This is a genomic window from Halopenitus malekzadehii (assembly GCF_900108505.1).
GTDB classification, from domain to species: domain Archaea; phylum Halobacteriota; class Halobacteria; order Halobacteriales; family Haloferacaceae; genus Halopenitus; species Halopenitus malekzadehii.
The window spans coordinates 85,018-98,086 of the sequence record NZ_FNWU01000007.1; the positions used below are offsets into that span (position 1 = coordinate 85,018).

The 13,069-nt window shown below is 56.3% G+C and carries 10 protein-coding genes and 1 pseudogene; 8 read left to right on the plus strand and 3 right to left on the minus strand.

What is annotated here, in order from left to right:
- Positions 1-96: 96 nt before the first annotated feature.
- Together BLW38_RS11185 and BLW38_RS11190 are read right to left on the minus strand one after the other, a co-directional pair.
- Complete coding sequence (locus BLW38_RS11185; RefSeq protein WP_092817311.1) at positions 97-825, minus strand: hypothetical protein; 729 nt, start codon at positions 823-825, stop codon at positions 97-99.
- Positions 826-831: 6 nt separating this feature from the next.
- Positions 832-1,890 carry a hypothetical protein gene (locus tag BLW38_RS11190; protein WP_092817312.1) on the minus strand — a complete coding sequence of 353 codons (1,059 nt, stop codon included), beginning with the start codon at positions 1,888-1,890 and terminating at the stop codon, positions 832-834.
- A 621-nt stretch (positions 1,891-2,511) separates the two neighbouring features.
- Between BLW38_RS11190 and BLW38_RS11195 the strand changes: the two genes are divergently transcribed.
- From BLW38_RS11195 to BLW38_RS11205, 3 genes are all read left to right on the plus strand, one after another.
- Complete coding sequence (locus BLW38_RS11195; protein WP_143040868.1) at positions 2,512-3,447, plus strand: transcription initiation factor IIB; 936 nt, start codon at positions 2,512-2,514, stop codon at positions 3,445-3,447.
- Between the two features lie 119 nt (positions 3,448-3,566).
- Positions 3,567-4,076 (plus strand): hypothetical protein, encoded by a 510-nt coding sequence (locus BLW38_RS11200; protein WP_092817314.1) that lies wholly within the window; start codon positions 3,567-3,569, stop codon positions 4,074-4,076.
- 127 nt (positions 4,077-4,203) lie between these two features.
- Positions 4,204-8,562, plus strand: a complete 4,359-nt coding sequence (locus BLW38_RS11205) for an AAA domain-containing protein (RefSeq protein WP_177167487.1) — start codon at positions 4,204-4,206, stop codon at positions 8,560-8,562.
- Between the two features lie 103 nt (positions 8,563-8,665).
- Here the strand turns inward: BLW38_RS11205 and BLW38_RS11210 are convergent, their stop codons facing one another.
- A complete protein-coding gene (locus BLW38_RS11210) occupies positions 8,666-9,325 on the minus strand; it encodes a queuosine precursor transporter (protein WP_092817316.1) in 660 nt (219 codons plus the stop codon).
- A 189-nt stretch (positions 9,326-9,514) separates the two neighbouring features.
- Between BLW38_RS11210 and BLW38_RS11215 the strand changes: the two genes are divergently transcribed.
- From BLW38_RS11215 to BLW38_RS11235, 5 genes and pseudogenes are all read left to right on the plus strand, one after another.
- Positions 9,515-9,976: a 6-pyruvoyl trahydropterin synthase family protein gene (locus tag BLW38_RS11215; protein ID WP_092817317.1), complete on the plus strand. Its 462-nt coding sequence runs from the start codon at positions 9,515-9,517 to the stop codon at positions 9,974-9,976.
- The gene (locus tag BLW38_RS11220) at positions 9,976-10,752 is read left to right on the plus strand and encodes a 7-carboxy-7-deazaguanine synthase QueE (RefSeq protein ID WP_092817318.1); all 777 of its coding nucleotides are present in this window, start codon (positions 9,976-9,978) and stop codon (positions 10,750-10,752) included. The genes BLW38_RS11215 and BLW38_RS11220 overlap by 1 nt, the downstream gene beginning before the upstream one ends.
- 112 nt (positions 10,753-10,864) lie before the next feature.
- Positions 10,865-11,554: a 7-cyano-7-deazaguanine synthase QueC gene (gene queC / locus BLW38_RS11225; RefSeq protein ID WP_092817319.1), complete on the plus strand. Its 690-nt coding sequence runs from the start codon at positions 10,865-10,867 to the stop codon at positions 11,552-11,554.
- Positions 11,555-11,668: 114 nt separating this feature from the next.
- Positions 11,669-11,875, plus strand: coding sequence for a ribbon-helix-helix domain-containing protein (locus tag BLW38_RS11230; RefSeq protein ID WP_092817326.1), 207 nt, complete (start codon positions 11,669-11,671; stop codon positions 11,873-11,875).
- A 155-nt stretch (positions 11,876-12,030) separates the two neighbouring features.
- Positions 12,031-12,989 (plus strand): annotated as a pseudogene (locus BLW38_RS11235) (Cdc6/Cdc18 family protein).
- Positions 12,990-13,069: the final 80 nt, after the last annotated feature.

A 13,069-nucleotide genomic window follows, 5' to 3' on the forward strand; every position in this document is an offset into this window, starting at 1 on the left:
CAGAGGATAGATGTAACACCACCGCCGAAAAATATCTCCGGCTGAGGATTTCAATAGAACCGGCCATTTAGAAGAAGACCCCGAGATGGAACCAATTCACGAGGTAGAAGAACCAAATGGTTGAATCTCATCGACGACTGAGAGGTCTTTTGGGTGGACAATCGTGATCGTCCACTCCTCACCCTTCGCGCCTTTGAGAACCTCGTTGATCTCGTCCGCGAGATCGAGCAAGTCATCTCGGTCAGTCGTGGTAAACACGCCCGAACTCTCCTCAGCCTCTGCTGACCAGAGCGCAGCATCGCCAACGACGCTTCGATCCTTGTCGTTCGGAATAACGTTCTGCAGCGCGAACAGTACGGTCAATCCTGGCTGTTGGTCGAACAAGCCGTCCGGAACGACTTCATCGGCAAGATAGCAAAGTCGACGCTCGATCGAACGAAGTGTATGGCGGAGATCGCGTTGGATCTTACGCCGGTCGTCCAACTGAGCAAGCTTCATCTGGATGTTTCGAATGTGTCGCTCATCGTTCGCCTGAAAATATGGACGCCGTGACGCCGGATCATACTCACCGATCTCTTCCGTGTCGTCGATAAGGTATGCGAGGAAGTCCTCGTAGATGTGTTCACGGCGTTTCCGGACCTCCTCGAGTTCGTCGGCGACGGTTATTCCGACGACAACCTCAACATCGTCACTATCGAATAACGGAGACGTGTGGTCGCGTTCAATAACCCGCTGGGCGTAGTTGAGAAGGACACTCGTATCAACGAAGACGTTGTCGGGACTCAGTGTTCCCACCCCTGCATTGTCATCTCCGATGCCGGACATATTCTCTCATTCGAGATATTGTGTTGATAAATCGTGTAGTCTTTCGGCCAGGACACTATCGTCGATCGGTTCGTAGTCGCCCGGTGCCGGGAGAAGGTCGACCGAAGCGAGATCGGCCGAAATTGTGCTTCGTTCGTCGAGGACGCGATCGTCAAACTCTTCGAAGGCGGCGAGCTGCTCTGCCCGCAAGTGGTCGGCCTGAGAGCCACTCGCGGTGTTCGCTGAGATGAGGAGACAGGGATATTTCCAGACGTAGTAGTAGAAGAAGTCCTGAAGGCGTTCGATGGCCGACCGGTGTTCAGGAGTGAGATCCGCCGTCGAATGTTGATCGAGTCGTATTACGGCATCCTCGATGAGGTTGGTACCCTCAACAACGATATCGAGAGTCTGACTGAGGCCGTCGTGGCGACCAATATAGTAATGGAGGTCAGAAATCGAGAGTCCGATAGACTCCCGAACCGAAGCGATCGACCGTTCCGGGGTGCGGCCCTCGATGAAGGCGTCAATCGCGTCGACGAGGTCAGCGAGATGCGTCCGGAGATGTGTGCTCTCGATATACAGCAGACGGTACTCATCAGGAGCTGTCTCTTGGTAGAAGTTTTGGAGAAATCGCATCGTCCGTTCGTGCCAGAGGTCGGGGATCTCTTGGCGGTAGAACGATAGCAGATCGCTTCGGGAGACGTACGTTTCGAGGTCCGACGAGGGCTCCGAATCGAATTCTGGTCTTGACGAGTCGGTAAACAGAATCGGATCGACCGTGCTCACGTTTCCAGTCGCGTCCTCAGAATCCGTTTCCGGAACCGATGGACTGCTTGGTCCTGTCGGTCCGTCAGCCGTTTGTAGTGCATCCGGACCGATCGACTGATCAGGGACGACAGCACCGGCGAGATACCAGCTATGAGTGACCGGGATCTCGAACTCGTCGATTGCGAAGTACAGGAGCTTTTGTATTTTTGTCTTGTTCGCGTAACTCTCATCGATTTCTGAGAGTGAATCTATCGCCTCCTCAAGGATGTCGAGAAGTTGATTAACGAGTTCGGATTCAGTTTCAGTGAGATCAATCATCAGTTCTCGACGGTAGTGGTGTTTGTGCCGATAATCGCATCGAGGGTGTGCAGCAGTAAATCTCTTCGGTCGTTTAGTCATCCTGATCGGAGGTTTTCGGGCAGGTACCGTTCAGTCAGTCGAGAGGGCACACTCCATTTAAACTGATAGCCAACGAAAATGACTGGTCTTGGCGTTCAGTCTTCCTCCCAGGAAGTGCGACCCAGTCGCCGACACGCTTCGGCGAGTTCAGTGCGTTCTTCCAACGAACGATTCAGAGCATATCGACAGACTGCAGTACGAACAGACGGTGTTTCGGTTCGGTGCGTATATTTCTGTGCTTCTCTCTGACACAATCAGCGACATAGACGCCCACCTGAACGAGCTGGAGAACGCTATCCCGAGCGTGTACGAGTCTTCTGGTTTCGCACTCACATCTGATTCCGCTTGAGGGTTCGAATACTGGTTTCGGTTATCAATTTAAGTCAGATACTGCTGCTCTGTCGTACCGGGCGACCCGGTATGTAGTGTGCCTCTGACAATCGCCCACCCTTTCACGCGTCGAACGAGGGTAAAACTAAAGAGAACGTCGGACTCATAACAGGATAAGCACCGAACTGCTGCATCAGCAGCACCGGCTTGTTGGCACCGACAACGAATTCCCGTCAGCCCCAACGTCTTGCCAGTAGTGCAGCTTCGGCCACAACAGCCGGGCCCAACCCCAGAAATCGCAGTGAAACCACTCCGGGGACAAATTGCCCGGATTGCGTCGACGGCAAACTCGTTACGGACGATGGAGTTACTTATTGTAACGGCTGCGGCGTCGTAGTCGAAGACTCCCCGATCGAGCACAGCGAGCCCCAGTGGCGCGACTACAAAGACCGCCGACTCGGGCCGGAGCAGAGTCAACAGTGGGCGAACACCGGCACAACGATAACTCGATCTCTTAACGGTGACACGGACCGACTCAGCCGGTACAACGAGCGGCTGCAGAGTGATGAACGTTCACTCGTAAGCGGCCTTCGTGAACTCCGCGATATCGCGGCAGCAGTCGAACTATCTCAGCCGATCCGTGAGCAGGCAGCGTACTGGTACCGAAAAACCGTCCAGAAGGGATTACTAAAGGGCCGATCAATTGAGGGGTTCTCCGCCGCGTGTGTGTTCCTTTCAGCACGAGAGAGTCGACATCCCATAACGCTCAGCCGACTTGCTCCATACTCTCCCCTCTCGGAGTCAAAAATCCGTAAACACGTGAGTGTCATTCGCATCGAGTTCGAACTGTCGATTCCCCCCGCCCGACCACAGGATTTCCTCCCCCGTATCGTCTCTGAGCTTGAGTTTGGCCCAGACGTCGAACGCAGCGCAGGCGCATATCTCACCCAGGCAACTGACGAGGAACTACACGTCGGTAAACATCCCGCCGCAGTCGCTGCGACAGCTGTGTACGCCGCCGCAACCGGCCTAGATCTGCCGGTTAACCAGCAGGCAGTAGCGGACGCGGCTGACGTCTCGGCGGTCACCATTTCACGTCAATACCAGGAAATCCAAGAGCTCTCCCCGTTAGAGTCCACTTCCTAGTTCGATAGCACCGTGCCGATGTTCGTTGGGAAGTTGTTCAGGGGGATTTCAGACGCTAGCTGACTTGGTTCGCATCTCGGATATCTATTTAAGTAAGGTGCTGTTCGACTAATGTACTGATGACGAAAGATCTATCTCAATATCCGATCGAGGGGCACCTTACACCGGTTGGTGCACTCACGTTTAGCAAATCCGGTGGGTGGTGGCGCGCTATTGTCCATTCCGAGGACGAATACGGGAACGAGAAGGTTCGATTGTATCTCTGGCACGACAACGACGCCAAGGGATGGGTTACAAAACATAAGTGGAACATCGACCCAGAGCACTGGCCAGCGGAACGACGCGTCGTCGCAGATCACGTCGGTGCAGCCGTTGATGCCGATACACCCTACTTCCCTGTCCAACACTACAACGTGGTCGGCGGGCAGACGGTCAAAAAGACGGACGAGTGGTGGACTGCCGTCGTCCAGTACGAGGACAACTACTCATCAACGCATAAGACGCGTCTGTATATGTGGCAACTCGAAAATGACGATGCCAAAGGGACTGGCTACAAATGGAACGTTCGCAGCGACACCTGGCCGGAGGAACGTGACGCCGTCAATCGCTATGTAGAGCACCTACAGTGACAGCGATAGCCGCGAGTAAGAGCCAGCAGGCTCTTAAACGACACATTTCCGACGTATGAACAACTCTCAGCGCACGACTGTCAGTCCGAGTGCAATCGCACAGTTCTACAAGCTTCAGCAGTGTCCGATGTACCTCTACCATCGCTACGTCGACGAGAACCTCGGTTCCATCTCCGATATCTCCTTAAGCCCTCTTCTCGCCGCAACAGGCCAAGCGTTTGAAGCCGGGCAGCTCCGTCATCTTCTTGATGCCGACATTTACAGCATCGGTCCGGTAGATGAGGACCACCCATTCGACGAACGCTGGAGCGGCGATCCAGAGACGGACATCGAACGGCTTCGAGCGGTCGTCGAAGACCTTGCGACAGGCGATAGGACGAATCCAATCGTCTTCTTCCAGCCACGGATCGAGGGAACTGTCGGTGCGTGGCCCATTCGTGGTGATGCGGATATCGTCATCGCAAGCCCGGATACAACTGCCCCTGGTCCCCGCAGCGTGGAAGTGCGCGTCGTCGAACTCAAGTCTTCGAGTTCGGTGAAAACCCACCACCAGCTGCAAGCTGCCATCTACTCGCTTCTGCTCGAGTCTCTGTTGGCGGATATTAATACGAGCGTCTCAGCGAGTATCGTTTCACAGGAACCGGAACGGAACGACCTCGCGGACCTCGTGACATCCACCGGCAATCTCGACCTGCGACGAGTCGGCACCTTCGACTTAAGCACGCGCCAGAACGATATCCAACTCCTCCTTGAACCCGACGGTGCACTCGACGCTGAGCTCCTTGACGGCGACGAGATGCGAGAACCCGGCAATCCGCCCACCTACCGAATCGATGCCCGTTGTGACGCCTGTGCCAAGCAGTCGAAGTGTATCGCCCACTCGGTGACGAACCACAACCTCTCCTTGCTTGGGCTCAGTGAGGGCGTACAGGAGTCTCTCAATAGTCTCGGCATCCAAGATCTCCACGACCTCGCAACGCTCTATGACTGGCCGATCGAGGAGCGTAATCGGAAAGCGACTTCTTATGTCCACCCACGCCCTAGGGAGCCGGAACTTGTCACGCGCATCCTACGGGAAACGGAGATCTCGAATCTCCGCGATACCGCACAGATCGCCCACCGCTTCCTGCGACAGATCGATCCAGATTACGAAGATCAGTGGCAACAACAATCTGACAAGGCTGGTCCGTGGGGGGACTACCTCATCGGCTCCGGCCGAAACCTTCCCGATGATAACCCGCCGGAGAGCTTCAACCTCAATTATCCTCGAAAGTCGCTCGTGCGAGTCTACCCCTACGTCCAGTACGATTTCGTACGCAATCGAGTCGTACTCCTCGCGGCGAAGGTAACGTCCAGTCAATACGAGGATGAGCACGACACTGGGCAGTTCATCATCAGCCACCCAGATGAGCTTCCGAACCTAAACAACGAACGCAAAGATCAAGAGGAGCGCCGGTTGATCGAGCGGTTCTTCGAGCGGCTCTCCTCTGCGGTCAACGAGGTTCGCCCTGACCTCCGTGAGGAAGGGTATAGCGATACGGAAGGTTTTATTCACATATATCCATATGGAGACTCCCAGCGGCGGACGCTTATTGACGCTGTCAAGCGTCATCCAGAATCGGCTGCCGCACAGGCAATTCGGACGCTTCTCGGGTACCGTGAAGAAATCGATCAGACGAGTGTGAGTGTCCTTCGTGACGAGTTCCGCGACAGACACGCGTTCCGATACCCGGGACTAGGCGTTGTTCAAACGGCAGCCCAGTTCTACTCGGGAGATACTGAACTCGACTGGGAACGTCCACGGGACACTGAAGAGGTGCCACTCAAGCAGGTATTCGCCCTTGGCTTCTTTGAGACGACTGTTTCATACGATCAGATAGGCTCCCGCATCCTCCTCGATTTTGATGATGGTCTCCAAATTGCCTCGGACCACTTGAGCGGTGAATTCCCCATTCTCGGTCGGAACCAAGACACGATTCCGCTAGAGTACATCTACGCTACCGAGGAATTTGATCTCCTCAAACCCAATCTGGCTGAGGATCCTGAGATGCAGTCACAGATCGAGCGATACCGTCATCACACCGATGCGGGGTCCTCACGAGTGACACTGGACGACGTTGAGGACATCGTTCACTCCATCTGTGACGCCTATGAGCACATCGAGCGCTCGATTCGAGATAAGGACGCGACGATGACGAAACAGCCGATTGAGCTTGAGGACCTCCGCGAGAATACGCTCGGCGTATCCGAGCTTCAGTCGACCTGCCTTGAGTATCAGGAACTCGAATTCGGCGCGAATCGACGCGAAATCGTGTCCCACTACCGGAAACCGCTCAGTCAACGCACGGCAGCTGGCCGGGCGATCCCGTTCGAGGTTACCGAACCGCCTGAAGAAGGCGATGATGACTCAGAGTCACGGATGTGGCTCAGTGGCTCGATACTTCGGTCGCTCGGAGACGATTCACAGGATGGGATTCAGGCCGACACCCCCCTCTCGCTTGAAGAAAGGAGTTTCGTCGTAATGACGCCGTTGAAACGTAACGGCGACGGGACCCTAACAGAGGACGTGAGACCGCCACGGCGGATCGCAAATCAGGTACTGGGACGACTCACTCGTGTTGATACCGAGACGGGCGCGGTCCGGGTTTCATTCCTTGGATCCCAAAGCAGGTCCAGGGAGAAATTCAAACCGAACCATTCCGGCTGGACGACCGACGAGGACGACGAGTGGGACCGACAACTCATCGAAGAAGGGATGCAGTTCGTGCTGGACCCGGCACTCGATGACTTCGTCGCCCACCGTGCTCACGCCGCGTTGGAACATGCCGGCCAAAACGACGTACATAATCGGCTGGTCAATCTGTACGACGACGAGATCGCAGACGCGCTCCGACTGAACTCCCCGCAGTTCGACCCTACAACCGTCCGATCCTTCCTCGAGAAGTTCGACCAAGTAATGCCAGAATCGACGAACTACGACCAAACCGCGTTCGTCTCACAGACAGATCACACGGTTGCCGCGCTCCAAGGACCGCCCGGAACCGGGAAAACGAGGTATGCATCTGCTCCGGCGATACTCGCACGTGCCAACGCGGCGACCGGATCGTTTTCGGGGATTGCAACGGCCCATTCACACAACGCCGTCGACGAACTCGCCAGGTCCGTTGCGGACGCCCAGCGACGGCTCGCCGAGGATGGAGTACTTGAGAACGCACTTCTCATTCGGGTGCAATCCGGATCTCATTCGGGTGACCTCCCCGGAAACGTCCGAGAGTATAGGGCCTACGACGACCGTGACGAACTGCAAGATATCTTTGAGAAATACGTCCTCGGAAACGAGGCGCCTGGTTCCCTCATCGTGTTCACGACGCCGGTAACCCTTCGGAACTTCGTGAACGCTGTCCGCTGGACTATCGACGACGAGGCTGATTCGGTCGAAGATTTCATGACTGATGGCCGTTGTCGGCTCTTCGACTTCGCCCTCGTCGACGAGGCGAGTATGATGGATCTCCCCCTGCTATTTCTCGTCGGCGCGTTCCTCGGACGAGACAAGCAGCTGATGCTCGTCGGTGACCACCGTCAGATGCAGCCTATCCAGGCACACGACTGGGAGAGCGAGGATCGCCAGACTATCGAAGAGAACACGCCTGCAGTCTCCGCGCTTGATTTCGTCCGGTTCCTCCGCGGTGACCAAGACAGTAACTTCGAACGGTTCGATCGTGAACCGCCGACTTGGAGTGAAAAGGATGCGGTGCTCCCGATGGACCGCCTGAAACGGACCTATCGGCTTCCTCCCGCAATGGCCCGTTTCGAAACCGAGTTGTTCTACCACCGGGACAACATCACGCTCGAGTCAGCCGGGTCGGCACAAACGATTCCGGATGTCCGCAGTGACGATATCCCTCCCTGGGTGAACGCCGCACTTGACCCGGAGACACGTGTTACTGTCTTGCTGCATGACGATAACGTCTACACCAAAGACAGCCCTGTCGAGGCGTACCTGGCTGACAGGATGTTAGATCCGCTTCCAGTTGTCGCCCAAGAGCCCGAATCAGACGAACTGAGCGCGGGTGTCGTGGTTCCCTTCCGCTTGATGCGTCGGCGAATGCAAAATCACGTTGACTTAACTGTCGATACCGTTGAACGGTTCCAGGGTGGCGAACGTGACGTAATGGCGCTGGCGATGACTGCCGGCAACCAAGGGTACGTGAATCAGATTTCTGAGTTTCTGCTGGATGCGAATCGGTTTAATGTCGGTGCCAGTCGGATGAAGCGGAAGCTCTTCATCGTCGTCTCGAAATCTCTGTTTCGGGCTGTCAGTAGCGATCCCGAAAAATACGAGCAACAGAAAGCATGGAAGCAGCTCTACCAAGCGCTCATCGCTGACCGAGACCCCGTCGAGACGATACACCTCACCAACACGGAGGTTCCCGAACTCGACGGACGGACCGTCTCTGTACAGGTGTATACAGGATTCCGAGATTGACTGAATCTAGTCTGTTCCAGTTTTAGAATACGCCTTGCTAGCACTCACACTAGAATTTATCATTCGACTAAAACATATTCAAAACAATTCTTTGACTGTAGAGCTAAGCGGGCCGTTCTACGAATTCTGTGACGGCGTAGAACGGGAGCGTATCGATCAGTGCGACAAGCAGTTTCACGATGTACTGTCCGACGACTATTGACACGAGCGCCCAACCCCACGTCGGCTCCCCACCAAGGCCGAGTGACGGAAAAATAGCGAAGCCGAGTATGATGAACACAACCGTGTCCACGCCTTGACTAATTGCAGTGGACCCGCAGTTCCGGAGCCAACGATGACGACCAGCAGTGCGAATCTTCAGATTGGCGAAGAGTCGGACGTCGAGATGCTGGGCCACTGCGAGCGCCACGACTGAGGCGAGGATGATCGATGCGGAGCCTCCAAGCGTCGACACGAACGCTTCTTGGCCGTCGTAGAACGGCGCAGTTGGCATCCAAATTGCGAGGAATACGAGCGCATACGCGATGACGAGCGTGACGACGGTTCCGTTGACCACGGTCGCAGCGTATTCTTTTCCGTGGTACTCGACGAGCAGGTCTGAAGCGAGATACGCGACGCCAAAGGCAACAAAACCGGCGGGGACAGCAACACCGCCAAGCCCGGGCAGTTCGATCCACGTCAGTTTCGCTGCGAGGACGTTTGCGAGGACGATTGATCCGGCGAATACGGCGGTGAAGATCGCACGCGTATCGTCAGTCTCCATCAACTGTCACCACCGTCTGTGACCATACAAGTACGCGCAGTGCTGCGTTGCGACTCGGCCCGGTTGGATGCCGGTGGGCAACGAGGGACCTGGTGGAGATGGGATAATTGTGAGTGTGAGTGGTACTGCTGTTCCATCGATTGAGTAACGAAACTCAATATTTATATATTCTCCGAATATTCTCCGAATATGGGTCGAAGTTTATCGAGAGACGAATCCGAATCAGATGTGCTTCAGGAAGCAGGCCAATGCACACTCCAAATCGGGGAGGACAACCCAATTCGGATCAGTTCGGGCCATCGCATCCTTCAGCACGACGGGAAGTGCTCGCGGCCACACGGTCACAACTACGAGATTACCGTCGAAGTGACCGGCCAACTCACCGAGGAGGGGTGGGTCGTCGACAAAGGGGACGTCACAGCCGTCATTGACGCGTGGGACCACCGGTTCCTCGTTGAAGAGGGTGACCCCCTCGTCGACGCATTCGAAGCGGCCGGCGACGGAGATGCGCTCGTCGTCTTGGACCACCCACCAACGGCAGAGGTAATGAGCGTCTTGCTCGAACAGCGAATGCGTAAGTCGTTCCCGGACACCGTTTCGGACGTGTCGGTGTCGGTGAGCGAAACCGGCGAGCTCTGTGTGACGTACTGATGCCGGTTGCAAGTGACGTCGAGGAATCTGCAACGGACACTGACGCGGCTGGTGAGGGGCTCCCGATCAATGAGGTGTTCTACTCGCTGCAGGGCGAGGGAACGCTTGCTGGCATCCCCTCGGTGTTTGTGCGGACCTCTGGGTGTAACCTGCGGTGCTGGTTCTGTGATTCGTACCATACGTCGTGGGAGCCGACCGGGGCGTGGCGCGACGTCAACTCTATCCTGGAGGAAGTCCAGTCCCACGAGCAGGCCAATCACGTCGTGCTTACGGGCGGGGAGCCACTCATCCACGAGCAGTCAGTCGAGCTCTTAGAGCGACTGGCTGCGGAAGGTTATCACACGACGGTAGAGACGAACGGGACGATCTACCGGGATGCACCCATTGATTTGACGAGTATCAGTCCGAAACTGGCGAGCAGCACGCCGACGCCGGATCGTGACCCGAAAGGCGACGGTGAATGGGAAGAGAAACACGAAGAAAATCGGATCGATATGGATGCGTTGTCCCTGATGGTGGATGCGTATGAGACGCAGTTGAAGTTCGTCGTGACCGACGAGTCGGACCTCCTGGAGATCACGGATCTGGTTGAGCGGGTGCGGGCGGCGACGGCAACGACCGTGGCGGACGATGACGTGTTGTTGATGCCGGAGGGTATGACGCGGGAGCAACTCGATGGGACGCGCAGCGAGGTGGCAGAGTTGGCGATGGAGTACGGGTACCGGTACACGCCACGGCTCCACGTGGACTTGTGGAACGACGCGCCGGGAACATAAGTGTCGCCCAAGGACAGCCCGGTCGACGGAGTGCGGTGTCGCGGGTATGGTGCGGACGTCACACGCGGCGTGGTGAACAGAGCAACAATTAATTCGACGCAACTGAGCAGATATGAGCAACAAAAGCGCGGTAATTCTGGTTTCCGGCGGGATGGATAGTGCGACAGCTGTGTACGAGGCGATAGAGCAGGGGTACGAGCCGTACTTCCTACACACGTCGTACGGGCAGCGTACCGAAGACAAGGAGTACGAGTGTGCGAAAGCGCTTGCTGAGGAGGTTGCTGCAGCTGACTTCCTGCATATCGAAACAGGGCACCTCTCGCAAATCGGCGGGTCGAGCCTGACAGATGAAGAGATGAGCGTGGCTGACGCGGATCTCGAGAGTGACGAAATTCCGACCTCGTACGTCCCCTTCCGGAACGCAAACCTGTTGTCGATGGCGACATCGTACGCGGAAGCGACTGACTCGAAGGCTCTGTTTATCGGGGCGCATTCCGAAGATTTCTCCGGGTACCCTGACTGTCGGCCAGCGTTCTTCGACGCCTTTCAGAACGTGATCGACGTCGGGACGAAACCGGGGACAGAAATCGAGTTGAAAGCGCCATTCGTCGAATGGTCAAAAACCGAGATCGCTGACCGTGGACTGGAACTCGGCGTGCCGTACGAGATGACGTGGTCGTGTTACCGTGATAAGGAGCCGGCGTGTGGGACGTGTGATGCGTGTGCGTTCCGGCTTGAGGCATTCCGAAATGTCGAGTCGCGGGACCCCATCACGTATGCAGAGCGGCCGAAGTTCTCGTGACTCGTCAGCTAATACGCGTCTCACTTTTGTAGCGGTGCTGTGTGGGAGCGGCCTATGGGTGAGCCTATTGCCCTGTGCGACACTATGAAGATATTCCTCTACGAATACACGTGTATGCCGAAGGTAAGCGTTGAAATTCCCCAGGAACTGCTTAATGATCTCGATGAGCACGTCGGTGACGAGGGAAAATTTGTCAACCGAAGTGACGCAATTCGTGCATCGATCCGCAAAACACTCGATACGCTCGATCAGATCGATAAACGACATGGACGGGTCAACTCATCTGAGAGTGAAGACACCGAGCTAGAAAGTACCGAGTGAGTTTTCGGACGTTTCCGGAAATGGTGTATTTCCACGATCAGAATCAAGGGACAGCAGAGCAATAAAAATAGGTATTCAATGGCGATCAGAGCCTTTCCGGAATCTACCCAGTCACACTTTTATCGTTTACCCAGAGAATAGTTACCCACCGACAGATGATCCGCGATGCTCGTGTCCTCCGTGCCGGATTCGTCCCTCGAGAGGTTGAGCATCGCGACGCCGAAGTAACCACCTCTCTAGCGTCCTCGATCCCATCACGAATGGAGAACCAGCCGACACAGCTATCTTCACCGGACCCAGCGGGACGGGGAAGACGTGTATCTCGAAATTCGTCACGGAACGGCTGCGTGAAGAGGTCCTCAACGACCTTGGCGCCACGATCGATATCCACCGGCAGTCGACGCCCCACGACGAACTCGTCGATCGCCTCCAGCAGCACGACGGCCCGCGAACCGTCGTCATCCTCGACGAGGTCGACCAGCTCGAAGACCCGAGCGTCATCTACGACCTCCACAGCCTCCCGCAGTTCGCGATCATCTGCATCGCGAACAAGGAAGAGGAGCTGTTCAGCCGCGTCGACGACCGCCTCGTGAGCCGCCTGCGCTCCAGCGAGCACGTCCGGATGGACAAGTACCACGATGAGCAGCTGTACGATATCCTGAGTGCGCGGGCGAAGTGGGGGCTCGACGAGGACGTCATCACCGACGACCAGCTCTACCGGATCGCCGACGCGGCCGCCGGCGACGCCCGCCTCGCAATCGGCATCCTCCGAACGGCTGCCGGCAAGGCCGATCGCGAGAACCACGAGCGAATCGGTGACGACATCCTCCTGGACGCTGCCGAGGATGCTCAGGTCCAGATCAAGCAGAAGAGCCTCGACTCGCTCACGCCGCACCAGCGCGTTGTCTACGACATCGTTCGCGAGCACGGCCCGATCGGGCCGATCGAAATCCACGAACGCTATTCCGAGGACGTCGATGACCCACGGACGAAGCGGACTGTTCGGGCGTATCTATCAAAGATGACTCAATACAACCTCCTTGAAGCAGATGGGTCCAGCCGAGATCGGGAATACACAGCCATCGACCAACTATCTCCCACGCTCGCTGAGTAGGTGGCTAAGGAACTGATAGGTCCCGTTTTGGTGAACGGAAAATGCACCCCCGTGATTTATTACTGCAGGAGCGATTATGT

Excerpts from the sequence above, each read along its gene's own strand:
- BLW38_RS11205 (WP_177167487.1), top strand. The coding sequence starts at position 4,204 with ATGTACCTCTACCATCGCTACGTCGACGAGAACCTCGGTTCCATCTCC.
- BLW38_RS11190 (WP_092817312.1), bottom strand. The coding sequence starts at position 1,890 with ATGATTGATCTCACTGAAACTGAATCCGAACTCGTTAATCAACTTCTC.
- BLW38_RS11215 (WP_092817317.1), top strand. The coding sequence starts at position 9,515 with ATGGGTCGAAGTTTATCGAGAGACGAATCCGAATCAGATGTGCTTCAG.
- BLW38_RS11200 (WP_092817314.1), top strand. The coding sequence starts at position 3,567 with ATGACGAAAGATCTATCTCAATATCCGATCGAGGGGCACCTTACACCG.
- BLW38_RS11210 (WP_092817316.1), bottom strand. The coding sequence starts at position 9,325 with ATGGAGACTGACGATACGCGTGCGATCTTCACCGCCGTATTCGCCGGA.
- queC (WP_092817319.1), top strand. The coding sequence starts at position 10,865 with ATGAGCAACAAAAGCGCGGTAATTCTGGTTTCCGGCGGGATGGATAGT.
- BLW38_RS11230 (WP_092817326.1), top strand. The coding sequence starts at position 11,669 with ATGCCGAAGGTAAGCGTTGAAATTCCCCAGGAACTGCTTAATGATCTC.
- BLW38_RS11185 (WP_092817311.1), bottom strand. The coding sequence starts at position 825 with ATGTCCGGCATCGGAGATGACAATGCAGGGGTGGGAACACTGAGTCCC.
- BLW38_RS11220 (WP_092817318.1), top strand. The coding sequence starts at position 9,976 with ATGCCGGTTGCAAGTGACGTCGAGGAATCTGCAACGGACACTGACGCG.